Source organism: Aquimarina litoralis (assembly GCF_039523995.1).
Lineage (GTDB): Bacteria > Bacteroidota > Bacteroidia > Flavobacteriales > Flavobacteriaceae > Aquimarina > Aquimarina litoralis.
Genome location: NZ_BAAAGE010000001.1, coordinates 1,652,174 through 1,673,963, shown reverse-complemented (window position 1 = coordinate 1,673,963; position 21,790 = coordinate 1,652,174). Strand labels below are relative to the sequence as shown.

17 protein-coding genes are annotated in these 21,790 nt (G+C 32.6%); 14 read left to right on the top strand and 3 right to left on the bottom strand.

The features are described 5' to 3' along the window. The first annotated feature begins 27 nt into the window (after window positions 1-27). The 3 genes from ABD077_RS06725 to asnS all read left to right on the top strand — a co-directional run bounded on the left by ABD077_RS06725 (window position 28) and on the right by asnS (window position 7,151). Window positions 28-2,469, top strand: coding sequence for a DUF5686 and carboxypeptidase-like regulatory domain-containing protein (locus ABD077_RS06725; protein WP_343911583.1), 2,442 nt, complete (start codon window positions 28-30; stop codon window positions 2,467-2,469). An 84-nt stretch (window positions 2,470-2,553) separates the two neighbouring features. Beyond that, a complete protein-coding gene (locus tag ABD077_RS06720) occupies window positions 2,554-4,965 on the top strand; it encodes an efflux RND transporter permease subunit (RefSeq protein ID WP_343911582.1) in 2,412 nt (803 codons plus the stop codon). 743 nt (window positions 4,966-5,708) lie between these two features. Next, window positions 5,709-7,151 (top strand): asparagine--tRNA ligase, encoded by a 1,443-nt coding sequence (asnS, locus tag ABD077_RS06715; RefSeq protein ID WP_343911581.1) that lies wholly within the window; start codon window positions 5,709-5,711, stop codon window positions 7,149-7,151. 11 nt (window positions 7,152-7,162) lie between these two features. On the opposite strand, the gene ABD077_RS06710 is transcribed toward asnS, so the two are convergent. The 3 genes from ABD077_RS06710 to ABD077_RS06700 all read right to left on the bottom strand — a co-directional run bounded on the left by ABD077_RS06710 (window position 7,163) and on the right by ABD077_RS06700 (window position 9,187). Continuing rightward, window positions 7,163-7,672, bottom strand: coding sequence for a hypothetical protein (locus ABD077_RS06710; protein ID WP_343911580.1), 510 nt, complete (start codon window positions 7,670-7,672; stop codon window positions 7,163-7,165). A 71-nt stretch (window positions 7,673-7,743) separates the two neighbouring features. Beyond that, complete coding sequence (locus ABD077_RS06705) at window positions 7,744-8,211, bottom strand: ankyrin repeat domain-containing protein (RefSeq protein ID WP_343911579.1); 468 nt, start codon at window positions 8,209-8,211, stop codon at window positions 7,744-7,746. Between the two features lie 217 nt (window positions 8,212-8,428). Then, a complete protein-coding gene (locus ABD077_RS06700; protein WP_343911578.1) occupies window positions 8,429-9,187 on the bottom strand; it encodes a helix-turn-helix domain-containing protein in 759 nt (252 codons plus the stop codon). Between the two features lie 328 nt (window positions 9,188-9,515). On the opposite strand from ABD077_RS06700, the gene ABD077_RS06695 reads away from it, so the two are divergent. The 11 genes from ABD077_RS06695 (at window position 9,516) to ABD077_RS06645 (ending at window position 21,775) form a co-directional block, all read left to right on the top strand. Further along, window positions 9,516-9,911, top strand: coding sequence for a type III secretion system chaperone family protein (locus tag ABD077_RS06695; RefSeq protein WP_299603628.1), 396 nt, complete (start codon window positions 9,516-9,518; stop codon window positions 9,909-9,911). A 3-nt stretch (window positions 9,912-9,914) separates the two neighbouring features. Further along, a complete protein-coding gene (locus ABD077_RS06690) occupies window positions 9,915-10,625 on the top strand; it encodes a PspA/IM30 family protein (RefSeq protein ID WP_343911577.1) in 711 nt (236 codons plus the stop codon). A gap of 65 nt (window positions 10,626-10,690) precedes the next feature. Beyond that, entirely contained in the window at window positions 10,691-11,005 is a 315-nt protein-coding gene (locus tag ABD077_RS06685; RefSeq protein ID WP_299603633.1) for a YbjQ family protein, read from the top strand. A gap of 159 nt (window positions 11,006-11,164) precedes the next feature. After that, window positions 11,165-11,890, top strand: a complete 726-nt coding sequence (locus ABD077_RS06680; RefSeq protein ID WP_343911576.1) for a hypothetical protein — start codon at window positions 11,165-11,167, stop codon at window positions 11,888-11,890. 8 nt (window positions 11,891-11,898) lie between these two features. Next, the gene (locus ABD077_RS06675; RefSeq protein WP_343911575.1) at window positions 11,899-12,453 is read left to right on the top strand and encodes an SPFH domain-containing protein; all 555 of its coding nucleotides are present in this window, start codon (window positions 11,899-11,901) and stop codon (window positions 12,451-12,453) included. Between the two features lie 57 nt (window positions 12,454-12,510). Next, a complete protein-coding gene (locus tag ABD077_RS06670) occupies window positions 12,511-14,610 on the top strand; it encodes a flotillin family protein (protein ID WP_343911574.1) in 2,100 nt (699 codons plus the stop codon). A 197-nt stretch (window positions 14,611-14,807) separates the two neighbouring features. Continuing rightward, complete coding sequence (locus tag ABD077_RS06665; protein ID WP_343911573.1) at window positions 14,808-15,059, top strand: hypothetical protein; 252 nt, start codon at window positions 14,808-14,810, stop codon at window positions 15,057-15,059. A 2-nt stretch (window positions 15,060-15,061) separates the two neighbouring features. Continuing rightward, complete coding sequence (locus tag ABD077_RS06660; RefSeq protein ID WP_343911572.1) at window positions 15,062-15,319, top strand: hypothetical protein; 258 nt, start codon at window positions 15,062-15,064, stop codon at window positions 15,317-15,319. 54 nt (window positions 15,320-15,373) lie between these two features. Further along, window positions 15,374-15,727: a DUF3592 domain-containing protein gene (locus ABD077_RS06655; protein ID WP_343911571.1), complete on the top strand. Its 354-nt coding sequence runs from the start codon at window positions 15,374-15,376 to the stop codon at window positions 15,725-15,727. A 106-nt stretch (window positions 15,728-15,833) separates the two neighbouring features. After that, the gene (locus ABD077_RS06650) at window positions 15,834-16,838 is read left to right on the top strand and encodes a tetratricopeptide repeat protein (protein WP_343911570.1); all 1,005 of its coding nucleotides are present in this window, start codon (window positions 15,834-15,836) and stop codon (window positions 16,836-16,838) included. A gap of 71 nt (window positions 16,839-16,909) precedes the next feature. Continuing rightward, window positions 16,910-21,775 carry a DNA repair ATPase gene (locus ABD077_RS06645; protein WP_343911569.1) on the top strand — a complete coding sequence of 1,622 codons (4,866 nt, stop codon included), beginning with the start codon at window positions 16,910-16,912 and terminating at the stop codon, window positions 21,773-21,775. Window positions 21,776-21,790: the final 15 nt, after the last annotated feature.

Here is a 21,790-nt window from a genome sequence, read left to right as displayed (position 1 = left end):
TAATTCAATTATTATGATTCGCGGATAATGCAAAACAAACTTTTCTGTTTATTATTTTTTATTCATTTTGTTGTTCTATCACAAATTAGCATTACCGGAAAAGTAATTGATCAAAGCACCAACAATCCCTTACCTTTTGCCACTGTTAAAACAGATCACAATGCTTACGCATTAACATCTTCTACAGGAGAGTTTGTAATACGATGTGATAGCTATCCAGTAAATCTTACTATAAGCTATGTAGGATATCATACCAAAAAGTTTTCTATTAAATCCGAAGATGTTGTAAAAGTAGAAATACAACTATCTCCAAAACTAGAAGATCTCGAAACTGTAACATTAGATATTCCAGGAAGCATTGCTTCAAATATCATTAAACAAGCAATTTCCAACAAGGACAAGAATAACCCCAACAAAGCTTTATCCAACTATAGCTACAAAACTTACAACAAGTTTAAGATTACAGAAGATAACCAGGCTAGATTTGAAACTCCAGATACTACTGGTGCTGATATGGAAAGAATTTTTAATGACGCCCACTCCTTCCTATCAGAAAAAATTAGCCTTCATCAATTCAATAAAGGGCGAGATGAAAAAGAAACCGTTCTAGCATCAAGAATGACTGGTTTCAACAAACCCGTTTATAATGTATTAGGAATTAAAATACAATCTAATTCTTTGTATAAAGAAAACTATGTCATTTTCAATAATCGATATGCTGGGCCACTATCCAACAGAGCGCTAAAAAACTATTATTATAAGGTTTTAGACACTACTCAAGAAAAAAGACCTGCATACGTGATCCTATTTCAACCAAGAAGATCAAAGAAAATAGCAAGTCTCGAAGGCGTTTTATATTTAGATATGGAAACCTTAGCAATTCAAAAAGCAGTTGCGGAATTGCGAGGAGAACTAAATGTACTAGTAAATCATAATTTCGAATACAATGCAGAAGAGAAATTATGGTTGCCTCTAAATCAAGAAGTAACGATACGGCCAGGAATCGGAAAACAGAAGGTCACTTTATTCGGAGGGCAAATATCAGTAGGAAGACTAGGAAATGATAAGAAAAGTTTTACTGGAAATAATGATTTTTTAATATCTAAAACAGACTTTTTTGATTATAACACAAAACCAGATACCAAGATAAAAATACAGCAATCGGCAATTGAAATTGCACCCGATGCAACCAATAGAAGTGAAGAATACTGGAACAAATACCGCACTAGCGCTATAACAGAAAAAGATCTAAAATCCTTTACAGTCGTAGACAGTATTGTACAAGCGCAAAATATTGAAAGAAGAATCGATGTTATTCAGAGTTTTAATATAGGATATTACCCTGTTGGGTTTTTCGATTTTGATCTTACTTACCCTATCAAATACAACAATTTCGAAGGGTTGCGTTTGGGATTAGGGGGCTTAACAAATGAGAAGTTTTCGAAACGTTTTCGTGCAGAAGGATACTTAGTTTATGGTTTTAGAGATGCCAAATTTAAATTTGGTATTGGTGGAGGAGTTTTATTAAATAAAGATTCAGGATCCTGGCTAAATCTAAATTATACAGACGATTTAAGAGAAGTAGGAAGCTTTTTCTATTTAACCGACAGGAGAGTGTACTCCCTTTTCGAACCACGCTTAGTAAATATAGACTTCTATTACAAACACCGAACCTGGAGTTCTAGCTTACAACATAGAATTTTACCTAAATTATTATCTGAAGCACAATTCTCAGTGAGTAATATTGATCAAACTGGAGGCTATACATATACAAGTGATGGTGAAACTTTTTCTCAATACAAAACCGCAGAATCGACAATAGCACTAAGATGGAGTCCCTTCAGCAAATTCTTGAAAACTCCAAATGGTTTCAAAGAAATACAAGACGGATACCCCAAAATAACTGCGCAATACACTCAAGGCTATAAAGGAATATTTGACAGCAACTTCAATTATAGTAAAATTGGGATTAAAGCCGAATATATTATAAACCGCCTTAATCAATCAAGCACTAGTTTGTTATTAGAGGCTGATATAGCAAGTGGCGATGTACCTTTAACACATTTATATCATGCATACCCTAATGCTCCAACCAAAGAAACTATTTTTCAAAGATTTTCTGTAGCAGGTAGAAGAAGTTTTGAAACCATGTTTTTTAGTGAATTTTTTAGTGATCGTTTAGCTACATTACAAATAAGACATCGATTAAGACCGTTCAAATTTGCTAGCTGGTTCAAACCAGAAATGGTTCTTATAACAAGATACGCGATCGGAGATGTTAGCAATAGAGACAAACATCAGGGAGTTGATTTTAATTCATTACAGAGAGGATACCAAGAATCTGGATTTGAAATCAACAAACTTTTTGCTGGCTTTGGACTTAGTTTTGCGTATAGATATGGTGCATATCACCTACCTAAATTTGAGGACAACATAGCTTTTAAATTCACTTTTTACCTTAAGCTGTAAGACCCTATTATTTATTCGTTTTTCTTTTCAGAATTTTAAAGATTAAGTTCTCAAATCCTTACATTTGCACAAGGAAAATTGAGAATGGCAAAGTTACTAACTTTCGGGTTTTGGAATACATTAGCTGGGATTATACTCCGCAATAGAGCAGCAATATTTATCGTGATTATTGGTATCACAGTTTTTCTTGGTTTCCAATGGAAAAATATGCGTTTCTCCTTTACAGAAGCAAATCTACTTCCGGATGATCATGAAGTTAACTTAAAATATCAGGAATTTCTTGATAAATTTGGTGATGAGGGTAACCTTATTGTAATGGCTATAAATGATAGCACATTATTTACTCCAACCAAACTAAAAGCTTGGAATGATTTTAATGATTCATTTAAAAAATACAGCGAAATTGATCTTGTAATCTCCGTAAGTGATTTAAAAACGCTTAAAAAAGAGAATAACCCTCCTCGATTCGAACTCATACCTTTCATAAAAGATAGTATCTATACAGAAAAACAAGTTTCTGAATATGAGCATGAACTATTTAACAAACTACCTTTTTACGAAGGGCTCATCTACAGTAACAAGTCCAAGACAATTCAAAGTGCAATCTATCTAAACAAAGAAATTGTAAATACAATTGTTCGAAAAAAATTCATTGAAGATATCCTAAATCCTAGAATAGAAGCTTTTGAAGAAAAATACGGAATGGATGTAAAAGTATCCGGAATGCCGTATATAAGAACTATGAATTCTCAGAACATTATGGATGAGATTCAGATTTTTATTTTGGCAGCATTATTAGTTACATCCTTAATTTTCTTCTTCTTTTTTAGATCTTTCAGAGCCACATTTATATCGATGACGGCTGTGATTATTGGAGTAATGTGGGCCTTTGGATTACTTGGATTACTAGAATACGAAATTACGGTACTAACCGCAATTATACCTCCTTTGGTTATTGTTATTGGAATACCAAATTGTATTTTCCTGATAAACAAATACCAACAGGAAATAAAAAAACACGGTAATAAAGCTAAATCACTACAAAGAGTTATTACCAAAGTGGGTAATGCTACATTAATGACCAATGTAACAACAGCAGCAGGTTTTGCTACTTTCGCTTTAACAGAGAGTAAGTTATTGAAAGAATTTGGTATTGTAGCTGCGATTAATATCGTAGCGCTCTTTATCCTATGCTTACTGGTAATTACTATTATTTATAGTTATATGCCTCAGCCAAAAGAAAGACACCTAAAACACCTAGGAAAGAGATGGGTTGAGCGATTAGTAAACTGGATGGAGCATGCAGTAAAAAACAGACGAATCACCATATACACTACTTCTTTAATTATTCTTATTGCTAGTATCATTGGAATCTATACCATTAAAGTTTCGGGAAGTTTGTTAGAGGACATGCCCAAATCTGCTGGTTTTTTCCAAGATATTCAGTTCTTTGAGGACGAGTTTGATGGTATCATGCCTTTAGAGATCTTAATCGATACCAAACGTAAGCAAGGAGTTCTTAAACTGCCTACACTGCGCAGAATGGAACAGTTAGAAGAATTATTGGAAGAAACTCCGGAGTTATCAAAACCCATTTCTATTGTAAACTTAGTAAAGTATGCTAAACAGACCTACTACAATGGAAACCCCAAATACTATCAACTACCTACAAGTCAGGAGCGTAATTTTATTTTACCATATGCCAAAAGTTTTGAGTCTGAAGCGGGAGCAATGAACAGTTATGTAGACTCTACCGGACAGTATGCCAGAATTACAACATTTATGAAAGATGTTGGAACTGAAGAAATGGAAAGAATAGAAGCTAATCTTGCTCCAAAATTAGAGAAATTGTTTCCAAAAGATCGTTATGAAATTTCATTTACTGGAAAAGCTCTGATCTTTCAAAAAGGAACCACATATCTCGTTTGGAATCTTATATTTTCTTTAGGGTTAGCTATTATATTGATAGCACTTTTTATGGCATGGATGTTTAGATCTTTTAAAATGATCATTATTTCATTAATTCCTAATTTATTGCCACTTTTAATGACAGCAGGACTTATGGGATTTTTAGGAGTACCTATAAAACCTTCTACTATTTTAGTATTTAGTATTGCTTTTGGTATTTCTGTAGATGATACCATCCACTTTTTAGCCAAATATAGACAAGAGCTTAAATCAAACCATTGGAGAATTAGAAAATCAGTATTTGCAGCTTTAAGAGAAACGGGAGTTAGTATGTTTTATACATCTACCGTTTTATTTTTTGGTTTTTCTGTATTTATGATTTCTAGTTTTGGAGGAACTAAAGCTCTTGGAGGTCTTGTATCTGCAACCTTGTTGTTTGCGATGCTAGCTAATCTATTATTATTACCATCCCTATTACTTTCTTTAGAACGTAGCATTGCTAATAAAAAGACTTTAAAAGAACCTTCTTTAAAGATTATAGCAAGCGATGAGGAACTTCCAGAAGAAGAAAAAGAATCGATAAATTAAGTATTAATTTTATCAAATAATTCTACTAAAAAAAGAAGCCTCACTAGTAAACTAGTGAGACTCCGTGTAAGATAGATTACCCCAAAACCTATCGAACTAAACTTAACGTAAACACAATCGTCATAATTGCATATGCAAGATACGCTCCCTTTTTGTATTTTGAAACACATTTTAGGGGGGAATTTCCCCCTTTCGATAAAAAAAATATATATTTAACTTTTTTTTTGTAGTCCTTAAAAAGTTTGCTAAAAAATAAAAATCTAAATATCAATTATTTACGAAAAATATTTGCGTAAGAATTTTTATACTCAATTATAAAAAAAACTTTGAAAAAAGCGATTTTTTCCCCAAAAACCTCTATTTTTACGGTTTTTACATCAAATTCTTCTAGAAAAAACCGCCAAATCACGTTTTGCAAAAAAAAGCATCAATTTCCGATTTAAAAAAGAGTTAAAACGTTTAAGAATACAATTCGTCCATTTTTTGAGTAAGATTCTAATGCCCCAATTAGATTAAAAAATTATCTTTGCTAACTTAAAATTTATACTGTTTATTTAGTATAACGCACAAACAGAAATAGGTGCCACATTGATTGAAAGAATAAAAATTTAGTAATCAATCAACCTGTTATCATACAAATGAACTAAATAGATATAAATAACCTTACTTACGGTATCATTTTGAATAAACTGAAAACGTATCATGGTTATTTATGACTAACAATTAAAAAGAATAAAAGAAAGATGAAACATACGAAAGTAATAGAAGTATTGGCTAGTGATAAACTATTGCAACCTGTCTCTGTAAAAGGATGGGTTCGTTCTTTTCGAAATGATCGTTTTGTTGCGATTAACGATGGGTCAACTATTAAGAACATTCAGTGTGTAATTGAAGATAATACGATCGATAGTGAAATTATTTCCAAAATTAATGTTGGTGCAGCACTTGCTATAGAAGGAACACTTACTGAAAGTGAAGGTAAAGGACAACGTGTAGAAATAAAAGTTTCGAATATTGTTATTGAAGGGGAAGCAGATCCAGAAGAATTGAAACTTACCATTTTATCTCCAAAGCGTCATACTTTGGAAAAACTAAGAGAACAAGCTCACTTACGTGTTCGAACCAATACCTTTGGAGCAATTATGCGTTTGAGATCTAAATTATCTTTTGCCATTCATGAGTACTTTCAAAAAAATGACTTTTACTATGTGCACACTCCAGTAATAACTAAAAGTGATGCTGAAGGAGCCGGAGAAGCGTTCAAGGTAACAAATTTAGACTTCAACAATATTCCAAAAGACGAAAATGGAAATGTAGATTACAAACAAGATTTTTTTGGAGGAGAAACTAATCTAACAGTTTCCGGACAATTAGAAGCTGAAACTTATGCCATGGGATTAGGTCAGGTATATACGTTTGGACCTACTTTTAGAGCAGAAAACTCTAATACTTCTCGTCACCTTGCCGAGTTTTGGATGGTAGAACCAGAAGTTGCTTTTTGTGACCTAGATGGAAATATGGATTTGGCTGAAGATTTTATCAAATACGTAATTCAATATGTATTGGATAATTGTCAGGATGATTTAGAATTTTTAGAAAACAGATTAGTGCAGGAAGACAAACAAAAACCTCAAGCCGAAAGAGCAGAGATGCTACTTAGAGATAAGCTGAAATTTGTCTTAGAGAACAACTTTAAAAGAGTAAGTTATACGGAAGCAATTGAGATTCTAAAAAATTCTAAACCTAATAAAAAGAAAAAATTTAAATTTCCTATAGATGATTGGGGAGCAGATTTACAAAGTGAACACGAGCGTTTCTTAGTAGAAAAACATTTTAAATGCCCTGTTATCTTATTTGACTATCCAGCAGATATTAAATCTTTTTACATGAGACTTAATGAAGATGGAAAAACGGTAAGAGCCATGGATATTTTATTCCCTGGAATTGGTGAAATCGTAGGAGGTTCTCAGAGAGAAGAGCGCTTAGATGTATTAAAAGAAAAAATGGCTGCTCTAAATATCCCTGAAGAAGAATTATGGTGGTATTTAGATACTCGTCGTTTTGGAACTTGTACACATAGTGGTTTTGGATTAGGTTTCGAACGACTAGTATTATTCGTAACAGGAATGGGTAATATTAGAGATGTAATACCTTACCCTAGAACTCCTTTAAACGCAGAATTCTAATACATAGATATTTAGTTTTTTCTATGTTTTTTTAATAGAATCTCAGAAATTAGATTGTAAATTATTTTTTGATTTCCATCTAACTTCTGGGATTTATTTTTTGCTCTTTGAATTTTATCATAGTGTGGCACTTTACCTGTCTCAGCCAAAAACGCCATTGCATCTTCAAAAAAACTATTCAAAGCAGGCATGATGTATTTACTTTGAGAATTATTATTTCTTAAATGAATAAATTTCTTTGCATACGCCAAGAATAGCTGTGGATATTGCGCAAAAGTAATTATAGTTTCTGTGAAATTTTTCCGAACTTCTTCAGAAGTGAGAGAGTTCTTAAATCTTAATTTTGAAGCGTCTATAGGCTTCATAGTATGCAATAATGTAGTTTCTTTTATAAAATGACTATGATCATTCTTAGCGCAGTAATAGATTTCCATACCTACATTGGTATTAATAATCAATATTTCAGTTCCAATATGATCTTGAAGATATTTCGTAAGATTGCCTACAGTAATAGGAGACATTAATAACCGTCTTTTAATATTTGTAGAACGTATATTAACCGATTTTATATCCGTTATATGAGAATCTAAACTCACTCTGTTTCATTCAATAATTCAGCAAAATCAATTCCATGACTTTGAGCATGCATTTCCGCCGTACGACCGGTATTATCTTTGATGGTAACATCTGCTCCTTTAGAAATCAATAATCTAATTATTTCTTTTTGACCAAAGGTAGCTGCAAAAATTAATGCCGTTGCATCATTGTAACTTTTAATATCCAGATCTGCACCATTAGAAATCAATAGTTCTGCAATTTCATAATGTCCTTTAAAACAAACTCCCATCAAAGCAGTATTTCCAGAAGCATCCTGTTGATTAATATCCGCTCCTCGACTTATAATCAATTTGGCTAAATCCAAAAAACCATAATAAGTAGAAAGTAAAAGAGGTGTAGATCCTCTTTGATCTTTTGTATGTACTAAACTTGGATCCTTTTTTAGAAAGCTATCTACAGCTTCTAAATTCTGAGAACGGATCGCATCAAAAATTGTATTCATCAAAATGGAGTTGCAATATTTATATTGGAATTTACGCTAATGTCTTTATTAACCAATGGAAGATATCAAAAAAATATTGAGCAACGCCCTAATTAGGAGAATTTTATAATTTACAATGGAAAACAGATGAATGCGCATCTTTTAATGATACGCTTACTAAAAAAAAGAGGAGCCGTCGCACCTCTTTTTAAAATTACGCTGTTTTTGATGATAAGTTTTATCTCAATTTCTCTTTCATTCTTAATAGCTCTTGTTCTATCATTTGTAATTTATCTTCCATTCCATCTGCAAACTCAGGAATACGTTTACAAAACACATAACGTACACGCCACAGTTCCTTAATTTCCGAAATTGGATATTCTTCGTCTTCAATATTCTTATGATCAGCCCTTAAAACAACATTATTGTTCGTTATATACAATCTTCTAAAAATCAATTTAGAATCTGTTAGTACTACTACCAAGGTACCGTTATTCAATTTCTTAATGACATTAGAAGGCACTTCTTCTCCTATAACGATATCCTTTGGATAAAAACCTTGATCATGATTTGTCATTTCTAAATTCAATACCGTATAGCCTCTAAACTTTTTAGCAGGATTTACTGGCAATTGAATTGTTGGTAGCTCTTTTACAAAGTTGTCTTTATTATAAAGTGAGATATATTCTCCAGCTGTACTTTCTGTTATACAAGGTATCACAGCAAACTGTTCTCTCTTTATATCCTCCGCATAGGTAGTAAGATCTCCTTTAAACTTTAAAAGTTCATTTACCGTAAGTTCATCCGTTAGCAGCTTATCAATAGCTATGCTAAAATAATTAGCTATTTTTATTATCGTGTCTATCTTAGGCTCACTCCTACCTTCCTCATACGCCCCTAAAGTCCCTCTTTTTAAGTCAAATAGCTCCGCAAAAGCTTGTTGACTCAAACTCTTTACACTTCTAATTTTTTTAATATTTTTTCCAAAAAATGACATTTTTGCTAATTTTATTTGCAATTTTAAAAAATTATTGTACTTTTACACTAACAATATTAGCTAATATATTCAATAAATGCTAATTTTAGTAGAAATACTTTTTAAAAGTATAATGATTTTGGGCAAAATCATAGGGCATACTAAAAATTTTAGCATCATAACTAAATTCATTAATCATAAAACAACAACATACCCATGATATCCGTAGTACAATACATTGTCAATTTAGCCGTCGATATAGTAGAAAAGTTATCTTACTTTTTGTAATATTGATACTAAGTCATAAACAGCGAATAAATTACTAATTATCAATCAAAACAACCATCATATGCAAGATCACTTCCAACTGGTGAAAGAATATTTACTAACCCTTAATTTCAACATCATTCATGAAAATATCGGTGATGGAATTATAATGATTAGTAAAGAAAATGAAGGGATTAAAAACTTGATTCTAGGTGTTGCACCACCTATTTTGATCATTGAACAGCACATTTTTAATATAAAAAATAAGAATGAACTAGTGTATCGTAGTTTGCTTCAAAAGAATAGAGATATTGTTCACGGAGCATTTGTCCTGGACGAAACTGGTGAAAAGGTAATCTTCAGAGACACATTACAAATAGAAAACTTAGATCTTAATGAATTAGAAGGAACATTAAACTCATTAGGATTATTATTAAGTGAATACTCAGAACAAATTATAAATTTTTCAAAATATTAAATTATGAACTTTTTCAAAAGACTATTTAAAATAGGTGAAGCTGAAGCACATTCTGCGATCGATAAAATGGAAGATCCAATTAAGATGACAGAGCAAGGAATTAGAGATATGAAAGTTGATCTAGAAAAAAGCCTGGAAGCTTTAGCACAGGTAAAAGCTTTAGCAATTCGATCTAAAAATGACACAGAAGAATTTGCTGCTAAAGCAGAAGATTATCAACAAAAAGCTATGCTGATTCTAAAAAAAGCACAAAGCGGCGATCTAGATACTGCAGAGGCAGATAGATTAGCTAAAGAAGCTTTAATTAAAAAAGAAGAATCATTACAGCATGTTACTCGCGGTAAAGGTGAAACAGAAAAGTTTGATAAATCCGTGTCTCAGCTAGAAAAAAATGTTGATGAAATCAAACAAAACATTAGCAAGTGGGAAAACGAGTTAAAAACTTTAAAAGCAAGAGTAAAAGTTTCTGCTGCTACCAAAAATGTAAATAAGCAAATGGCAGAAATAGATAGTTCTAGTACTGTTTCTATGTTAGAAAGAATGAAGGACAAAGTACATCAGGAAGAAGCTTTAGCAGAGGCTTATGGAGATATTGCCAATGCTTCTAAATCTATAGATGAGGAATTGGACAAAGCGGTAGACATTACTAGAACAAATGCAGAAGATGATTTAGCAAAGCTAAAAGAACAATTAGGGCTGAAAGACAAAAAATAAAATACACTGATTATCAGTTACTTTTAGTCCATTCAGAAAAATAGTAACAAAAAAACTAATAAATCATGGTAACATCTACGACAGAAAAGATACCTAATAAGGAAGTTATTGAAATTTTAGGAATTGCAAGAGGAAGTACAGTGAGAGCCAGAAATATTGGTAGAGATGTTTTTGCAGGGCTAAAAAATATTGTAGGGGGAGAAATAGAAGAATACACCAAACTACAGGCACAGTCCAGAGAACAAGCATTACAAAGAATGCATCAGGATGCGCAACGATTAGGAGCAGATGCGGTTATTAATGTAAGATTGACTACCTCTATGGTTATGCAAGGAGCTTCAGAAATCCTTGCCTATGGAACAGCAGTAAAACTTAAATAATAAGAAGATGGGAGCATTATTTATAGGTATTTTTTGGACAAGTATCCTCGTCGCTCTGATTTATCTAGCAATACGAAGAATAAAAATCTATCAAACTGAAGATTTTGAAAAGAGGGATAATTAATGAGATAACAATTAACTTACTAAACAACTAAAACATTGAAAGAATTATTCGACATAGCCATATCTAACGTTAATTTACCTTTAACGATTTTATTTGGTTTGCTTATTCTATATTGGCTATTAACTACACTTTCTGGATTAGACTTAGACTTATTCGATGCAGATATAGATATAGATGCAGATGTAGACGTGGATATGGATGTAGATGCGGAAGCAGAATTTGATGCCAGAGCAAACCTAGATGTCCAGGATATCTCCAATACGGAGGTAAAAAAAGAAGATGTAATACGACGCCGTGGCAAGTTGAATTTCTTTCAAATATTTCTGATTTATTTCAATTTTGTAGGACTTCCTTTTATGTTCACTTTCACATTTTTTGTACTATTCTGGTGGGCATTAACAATGACAGGAACATCAGTCACACACAGTTATAATAATGATTTTGGATTTGTCTTTTTCTTTGGAAGTATTTTACCTGCTTTAATTATTACAAAAATTATCACTACACCTTTTAAACGATTTTTTACAAATTTTAATAACAAAGGTGAGAGTAAACTAGAATTACTTGGTCGAGAAGGGATTTTACAAAGTCCTCTTTCTGGTGAAAAAATATCAACATTAGAAATTAAAATTCAATCAGACCCTATAAAGGTTATGGTAAAATCTAAAGATGGAATTGAGATAGCTGCAAATACAAAGGTGGAAATCATAAATCAAGTGAAGAATAAACCATTATACATTGTCCAGCCTTCAACATATTGAAAATATAAATGACTAATATTTTAACAACCGCTGCAATAGTAATAATTGGTATTTCGACCTTGGTCATATTACTTTTAATATTTTATAAAAAAGTAACTCATGGACAAGCATTGATAAGAAGTGGATTTGGAGGAACTAAGGTTGTTTTTGATAGAGGAATATTAACAATCCCCTTTGTTCATAAATTAGACAAAATTGATTTAACTATAAAAAAAGTTGACATACACCGAATCAAATCGGAGGCGTTGATTTGCAAAAACAATAAGCAAATAGAACTAAAAGCTGCTTTTTTTGTTCGAATAAATAGAAGTGTTGAAGATATGATTCGGGTGGCTCAAACTTTTGGTTGCGAAAGAACATTTAATAACGATGAAATAAGCAATCTATTTAGAGTAAAATTTGAAGAAACTCTAAAGACAATAGCTTATCGTTTTAATAAAGAAGAGATATTAGAAAACCGAGATGTATTTAGAGATGAAATCGTCCACCATCTTGGTACAGATCATAATGGGTATAGTATAGATGACTGCGCCATTTATGACATAGTAGAAAATGAAACTTAAACAATTAATTATATAAACAAAACAATCAAATAATATTAACTAAATAACTTAACATCTATGGGCAATATAGGATCAATAGCTATTGTAGTCGTGGTATCGATAGTACTTCTCATTATACTATACTTTATAATAATTGCAATTTTTTACAAAAAGATACCTCAAGGAGAATCTCTTGTAAGAACAGGTTTTGGAGGAACGGCAGTTGCATTTGATAAAGGTCTGTATGTAATTCCCGTATTACATAAGGTCGAAATTATGGATATTTCTATCAAAAAAATAGAAATAGAACGAACAGGAACTAATGGGTTAATCTGTAAAGATAATATCCGTGCAGATATTAAAGTTGCATTTTTCGTAAGAGTAAACAAATCTGTCGAAGACATTATTAACGTGGCTCAAACTATCGGATGTGCAAGAGCTTCAGAAATTGACACACTGAGAAGTTTATTCGATGCTAAGTTCTCTGAAGCGTTAAAAACAGTAGGAAAAAAGTTTGAATTTGTAGAATTATATGAAGCGCGTAGAGAATTTAGAGATGAAATTGTAAATATCATTGGTACAGATCTAAATGGATACGTGTTAGATGATTGCGCAATCGATGACTTAGAACAAACTTCACTAAGCGTTATGAAACCAGATAATATTCTGGATGCTGAAGGTATTAAGAAAATCACTGAGTTAACTGCTGCACAGAATGTAAAATCTAATCTGATCAAGCGCGATGAGGAAAAAGTTATTCGCAAGCAAGACGTAGAAGCACGAGAAGCTATCCTAGAACTTGATAAGCAATTGGCAGAAAAAGAAGAGCAACAACGTAGAGAAATTGCTAATATCAAAGCACGTGAAGAAGCTGAAATACTAAAAGTAGGTGAAGAAGAAAGACTTAAATCTGAAACAGCACGTATTGCTACCGAAGAGAAAGTAAAAGTTGCCGAAGAAAATATGCAACGTCAAATTATTGTTGCTGAGAAAAACAAGCAACGTACTAATGCTGTTGAAACAGAAAGAGTAGAAAAAGATAGAATGCTAGAAGCAACTGAACGTGAGCGAATTGTAACCTTAGCACAAATAGAAAAAGAAAAAGTAGTTGAAGTAGAGAAAAAGAACATTCAGGATGTGATTCGTGATCGAGTGATGCTAGAAAAAGGTGTGGTCGAAGAGCAAGAAAACATGAAAGATATCGAAGCATTTAAAACTGCAGATCGTGAAAAGCAAGTGAAAATTACCATTGCTGAAGCGAATGCAGAAGAAGCGCTGATCTCCACAATCAAAGCAGCCGAAGCACAAAAAGAAGCTGCTAAGCAAAAAGCTGAAGAAATCAATATCGAAGCACAAGCTCAAAAAGAAGCTAGTGAAAAAGAAGCGGAAGCTCGTAAAACATTAGCAGAAGCACAGGCTAAAGAAGAAGCGACTATTGGAATGTCTGAAGCACAAGTAATGCATGCCAAAGCCGATGCTAACGAGCGTCAGGGATTAGTAGAAGCGAATATCATCGAGAAAAAAGCGAAAGCGGAAGCTGCAGGTATTCTTGCAAAAGCAGAAGCTGTTAAAGAAGAAGGAATCGCAGAGGCTGAAGTGATTAAAGAAAAAGCACTTGCACAAGCTATAGGCGATAAAGAAATTGCATTAGCAGAAGCTGCGGGAATCGAAGAGAAAGCTGAAGCAATGAAGAAGCTGGATGGTGTTGGTAAAGAACACGAAGAATTCAAGTTGAAATTAGATAAGGAATTACAAGTGGATCTTGCACAAATCAATATTCAGAAAGAGATTGCCTTTGCACAAGCAGATGTTATCGGAGCTGCATTAAAAGCTGCCAATATTGATATTGTAGGTGGTGAAACTATGTTCTTCGAGCAAATTATTGGTCAAATTACCAAAGCCAAAGGATACGATAGATTGGTACAACATTCTAGTACGGTACAAGAAGTAAAAGATGCTATTCTAGGAAGTGATGATGTAAAAGGAAACCTTTTAGAAAAAGTAAGAGAGTTTGCAACTAAATACGGAATCTCCTCTGAAGACATCAAGAATCTAACGATTGCCAATATCCTAATGGATTTAAAACAGAAATCTACTAACGAAGAAGAAAACACCTTGTTTAGTAACCTGTTTAATCTAGCCAAAGGATTAGGAATTTCGGACAAGAAATTGAAATAATATAAACTTCTCTCTGTGCAGAGAAAACAAAAAGAAAAGGGTATCACCTACCCTTTTCTTTTCATGAAATATATGCATACTAACACATATACATTTTTAGACCCATAAAAGTCAATCCCTGAAAGTCTTGAGCTCTCTTTGGGGTAGCGAGTGATTGACTAGATGGGATTTGTTTAACTTTTAATACTGGTTTAATTATGAGTATAGCAGCAATGGTCGCTTCGATTAAGTTTAATGATCGAAGAAATAAAAGAGATGCTTTTAGCCATATAAATGGAAATACGGATACCCAAAGCAGAGGTATCAAGGTAGAACCCGTTTCGGAAGAAACTTTACAAAAGATAAGAGACAAGCTAAAAAGACAAAGACAGGTACTTTATAGAAAACAAGTTGCTGTCTTTGGAATAATAATAGTTCTGATCACATCGATTCTGATATACATTGCATAGTAATGGGAGGATATGGTCATAACTTAAGCAATCTTCTTAAAAATAGTAGAAGAAAAGAACGAAAAGCCTATGATGGATGGACAGAAAGTGACAGTGAAAGTAAAGGCATTGAAACCGTAGCCGTTTCTGAAGAGTTATTGCAAGAGATTAGGGATAAACTAAAAAAACAACGAAAACAAACTCGTAGAAAACACATACTAACAATTGTACTAAGTATCGTCATTTTTGTGTTGCTTTTCTGGTTTGTACTTTATCAATAGTATTTCGATCTAGGTGTAAGTTTTGGACCGTTTAGATAATAAAAACACAAAATCATGAGTAGAAAATTTTTAGGACTAATCGCAGTATTATTTATATGCATTGGCGTATTAGCATTTAATACCTATTACAAAAAAGAAAGTTTAGCAAAAAATGGAGTCCAAACATCCGCGGTGATAACTAAAATCACTACCAACAAATTAGATAGTGATATTGGTTTGGACATTGACAACTTTCATGTAACATATGAATACGAGGTAAATGGAAAGAGTTATCAAAAGATCCAAGAAATAGTACGACAAGAGCATGATTTGTATTTTGAAAAACCAGGAAAAGTTGGAGATTCTTTAAAAATTGTCTACGATTCAGAAAAACCAACGAATTCAAGGATTGAGAAGATTAAAGAATAAATTGTTCAACTTCGCAAACTAAACGTATAATTTAATAAAGCGAGAAGTACTTATTTAAATAATAAATACAAATAGGATTTACAACTAGAGCAAAAAACATTAACAAGTGTCCATATTCAAAGTCGGTATTTATTTAATTATTTCACTAATAATTCTTTTGGTAATTGATGGTGTATTTTCAAAAAAAGAACATCATGGCGGGATTATCGTGGAAAAAAAATACCAAAATAATACTGGTCGTGCAGGAGGGAGTTCAACTGGAGAAACCCCTTTTGCACCAATACCTGCACAAAAAACAGACCCTAAGGGCTTCTCTTTCTCTATAAAAGGAGAATCAAATAAAACTATTAATGTAATCCCAAATCAGGAAATGTATTATAGCACCTCTATAGGTGATTCTATTATTTATATTAAACACAAAGGTCTGTTTACAAATATTTTATGGAATACTGTACCACATAACATTATTAAATTACCTTTTAAAAAAGATTACTCTAAAGTTCAGAAAAAAACACCTCTGTATAAGCAATTAGACAAAAGAAATGCTCAATTACATTTAAGAATACAAGAAATTTATAAAAGATCAGACAAAAACGTTTTCGATGCTCTTAAATATGCAGATTCCTTAATCAAAAATGACAAGTTCTTGCATAAAGAAAATAAGACAATAGAAATACAAACTATCATAGGAGAAATTCTTTATGATAACAATAAAATAGACTTAGCTTTAGATCAATTTCTTTTAATAAAAAAACAGTCAACCAAAAACTTAAAGAATGATGCAAATATTGCTGGATGTTATATCAAAAAACAGCAGTACAAACAAGCTTTAGAGTTACTTAAGGAAGCATCAATGATCAATAAAGATTTCAAGTGGTTAATCGGTAATTACTACGAAATAATCAAAAGCAAAGCAAATGCAGTTATAACTTATCAAGAACTCTATGAATCTGATAAACAAAACTATTATTACTGTTATGAAAGAATAAAAGAACTAAATAAACCAGATACAGATTTATTGACAGAATTAAAATATCTAAAGAGAAGAGAACGAACTATTTTATATATAACTGATTCAGGAGGATTCGATGTTATAAAAATTAAATATTAAATCTGAAATAATATTTTTTTAAACAAATTGATAAACTTGAATCAAAGCTAAAAAAACCTAGGGTAACAACTATGGAAGAAACCAATAAAAATACTATACAATTAGACGGTGGAACCTATGAGATCATCCAAAATCGTTTGCAAAAACAAAAAGGTGAACTCCAGAATCGTCTTACCCAACTAAATGATGCAAGAAAAGAAGTTTTTGGTAGTGTAGAAACTAAACTAATTGCCAATAATCGCATCAATACAGAGAACAATTGTATCGCCAGAGACATTGTAACCATTGGTAAATATTGTCTCTTTGGTTACAACGTACATTTTGGTTTAAGAACAGAAATCAAGTTAGAAGATGTTTTTAGTATTTATACATACACAGATGATCACTTTGTAAATAAAAAATTAGACCTCATCGAGGACGATATTTTTATTAATGATTTCACGAATTTATACAAGTACTACAGAAACACCATTTTTTCAAAGTTTGCTATTGTAGGCAACTATCTTCATATGGTTTTTCAGTTAAGCGAAAGCGTATCCGATATTAAAACCTTTAAATGGTTAATCAATGAAGGAACACTTACCTATGTTGATAATCGAAGTGAGCACGAATTTAAATTCCCGAATCAGTATGATTTCGAGTGGACAGAAGTAACTCGAGATATGCATAGATACGGAACCCATCCGCATATCTCTATTTTAGATAAAGTATTTGTAGAAACCGTTGGTGGAGATCTCACCATTAAAATCGAAGACAACACAGATGATGGAAAAGGAATCTACAATGAAGCGGTAGCGCAAGTAGATCAAACCTTAGATGATGGTCAATATCGTTATGCAGATTTAGGCAACCTCATCGCCTTAGAAATAAAACCATTTCAGGAAACTCCTAGATACTTTGTATACAATCATAAAGTACAAGAAGTAAAAAAAATCGAGTGTATAAAAGACGCTTGTGTGCTTTTGCCTGATGATCAAGGAATCATCTATCCTAATGGTTATTATCTACAATCTGGAGAAGTAAAACTGTTCACCAATGAAGTTTCTGATGTTCAATTTCAAGAAAAAATAAGCTCTCCTAATGGAGAAGATTTTCTATATGTTTTCTATGAAAGCGAAAAAGGATTATATACTTTGATGTCATACAATGTTATCGAACAAGAGGTAAAGACTCCTATCGTTTGTAATGGATTTACCATTTTAGAAGATGGAGAGTTGTGCTATTTCAAAACTGAAGATGAGCAAACAAAACATCATGTTATTCAGATTTGGCAAACTCCTTTCTTAACCGGAAACGAAATTCCTTCTCAGCATACAGACACTTTAATTTACAAAATAGGAAATAAAGATATCGTAAAAGCAATGGCAGAATGCCATGCACTCATTACACTTCTGAATAAAGAAGATAGTTATGATGGTTTGTATGATGATCTGGCTAAATCTTCGGGAGAAATTGTAGATAGTTATTATTGGATTAGAGAAGATGACACCTTTCGCTTAGATATTCCGTTAGGAGAGATCAGCAACGCTGCAAATGCGGCCATCGATGAATTTGAAAAGGTAGTACAACTAAGAAGAACTGCTGCCAATGTAACCAAAGAAACCAAAGCAAAAGCAGAAAAAATCTTTGGGAAGATAAAAAGTAGCTCCTTCCGATCTATAGATGATTTTGTGCAAGTTTTATCACAACTAAGAACCCTGCGCGGTGAAGTAATCGGTTTACAAGACATTCGTTATGTAGACAAAACCTTTATCACTGAGCTTGAAACAGAAATTGCAGAGCAAACGGATAAAATTTCTCAGCGGTGTGTGCAATTCTTGCTAGATGACAAGGCACTACTACCCTATCATCAGAGAGTAGAAGAAAAAAAGCAATCCCTGGATAACATAAAAAAAGTAATCGATGCTAAAAAGTTAGAAGATGAAGTAAATCAGATTGCAACGGACTTAGAAATGCTTATTGATATTGTTTCCAACCTTCAGATTGAAGACACATCTCATTCTACTAAGATTATCGATAATATTTCTTTGATTTTTGCTACTATTAATCAATTAAAGGCAGGAATAAAGAACACGATAAAATCGCTTGGTAGCAAAGAAGCCAATGCAGAGTTTGCAGCCCAATTAAAACTAGTGGATCAGAGCATTATCAATTATCTAGATATCGCAAACACTCCAGAAAAAGCAGATGAGTTGTTAAACAAAGTATCTGTTCAACTAGAAGATTTAGAAGGTCGATTTGCGGATTTTGAAGAATTCATCACTCAGATTATAGAGAAGCGAGAAGAAGTATATAATGCTTTTGAAGCTAGAAAAAATAGTCTGATCGAGGCAAGAAACAAAAAGGCAGTTGCCTTAGAAAATGCTGCGAACAGAATACTCAAAGGAGTTACTAAAAAGGCATTAAGTTTTGATACTGTTGCAGATATTAATGGCTATTTTGCTTCGGATTTGATGATCAATAAACTGCGTGATATCATCTCTAATTTAATGGAATTAAATGATGCTGGTAAAGCGGAAACCATTGAAACAGCATTAAAAGTTGCCAAAGAAGATGCTACTCGTAAACTAAAAGACAAACAAGACCTATATGAAGATGGTGAGAATATCATCAAATTAGGAAAACATAAGTTTGGTGTTAACAAGCAACCACTAGATCTTACCATTGTTTACAAAGATAAGACCTTACAATATCATCTTACAGGGACCGATTTTTATCAGGAGATTGAAAATGAGACCCTATTAGTTTCTAAAAAATACTGGGATCAAGAACTTATTTCCGAAAATCAAGATATGTATCGTGCTGCTTATCTAGCTTACAAGATTTTCAAAAACTCAAAAGAAGACCTTTCTAGTATATCTGAAAAAGATCTACTAGAAATTATAAAATCAGAAAGTAGCAAGAACTATGCAGAAGGTTATGTAAAAGGCGTACATGATGTAGACGCTGCAAAAATTCTGAAAGTTTTAGTACAAAAAGATCATGATCTCGGCTTATTAAGATATGATTCCAAATCAAGGTCGTATGCGCAATATTTCTGGAATAGTTTGGATGATAACAAAAAGGGGTATTGGAATGATACTATTAAAGCTTCAGGTGAAGTATTAACTATATTCTCAGATAGTACTGAGTACAAAACTGTACTTGCTGATTTAGCAAAAGAGGTGATTTTATTCTCAGAAGAACATCAACTTTTTGCATCAGATCATGCAGAGATCATTAGTAACTATCTTTTTGAGGAATTACAAAGCGATAATGTTTTTTGTATTAGTCAAACGGCAAATGAGCTACACGAGTCCTTTTTAACCGAATTAAAAAAGAAAAAGGTACTCGACAAATTCAAAAAATCATTGGAAGCAACGGGAGATAAATATCAAAAAGATCTCATCCGTTTAGCATTGCAATGGGTAACCGCCTATTTAAAAACACATCATCCAAAACAAATTGATTATGCACATGAGATTGTTTGTTGTCTGTTGTACAAAAAAGAATCCATAGCAGAAATTATTCATGTAAGTCCATCGCAAATTATTGATGGTTTACAAGGAAGTCATTCAACGATACAAGAAGGAAATTTTGAATTTAATTATCATAAGTTTATTGCCAATGTAACTGACTTTGTGCAGATTGATGTTCCTGCATATGAAGCGTATAGAGATGCAAAGCATCAGGTTACAGAAATGCTAAAAGAAGACTTGAAACTTTCTGAGTTTAAACCAAGAGTTTTATCCTCTTTTGTTAGAAACAAACTAATTGATCAAGTATATCTTCCTTTATTTGGTGACAATTTAGCCAAGCAATTAGGAAGTGTTGGAGATAACAAACGTACGGATAGAATGGGAATGTTATTGCTTATTTCTCCACCAGGATATGGTAAAACTACCCTGATGGAATATATGGCAAATCGTTTGGGATTGGTATTCATGAAGATAAATGGACCTGCAATTGGTCACGAAGTAACTTCTGTAGATCCTATGGCAGCTAATAATGCCGCCGCTCGTGAAGAATTGAAAAAACTAAACCTTGCATTCGAAATGGGTAATAATGTGATGCTATATCTAGATGATATTCAACACTGTAATCCAGAGTTTTTACAGAAATTTATTTCTCTAGCCGATGGTACTCGTAAGATTGAAGGGGTTTACAAAGGAAACCCTAAAACATATGATTTACGCAGTAAGAAATTCTGCGTAATCATGGCCGGAAATCCATATACAGAAAGTGGTGAAAAATTTCAGATTCCAGATATGTTAGCCAACAGAGCTGACATCTATAACTTGGGAGATATTATTGGTGATACAGCTGATTTATTCAAATTGAGTTTGATTGAAAACGCACTCACTTCTAATCCTATATTACATCAATTAAGTAGTAAATATTTCGAAGATATCTACGGCCTAATTGAAATGGTAGCATCAGGAACCCAAGAAGGTATTGAGCTTAAAGGAAACCATACAAAACAAGAAGTACAAGACTACTTAGCTATATTAGAAAAAGTAGTTACGATTCGTGATACGGTCATGCAAGTAAATGCAACGTATATACAGTCTGCTGCAATGGAAGATTCGTATCGTACAGAGCCATCATTTAAATTACAAGGTTCGTATCGTGATATGAGTAAATTAGTAGCCAAAGTAGTTCCTATTATGAATGAAAAGGAATTGCAGACATTATTGTTATCTCATTATGAAAATGAATCTCAAACTTTAACAAGTGCTGCAGAAGCCAATCTTTTGAAGTACAAAGAGCTAACAAACAACATTTCAAAGGAAGAAAAAAACCGCTGGGAAGTTATCAAAGAAACCTTTGTAAAAAACAATAAACTAAAAGGGTTTGGCGATAAAAACGAAATGGCACAAGTGCTTGCACAAATGATGCAATTTAGTGATCACCTATCTGGAATTCAAGAAGTATTAAAAAAGGGATTAGAAAGGTAAAATCTAATATAGAAA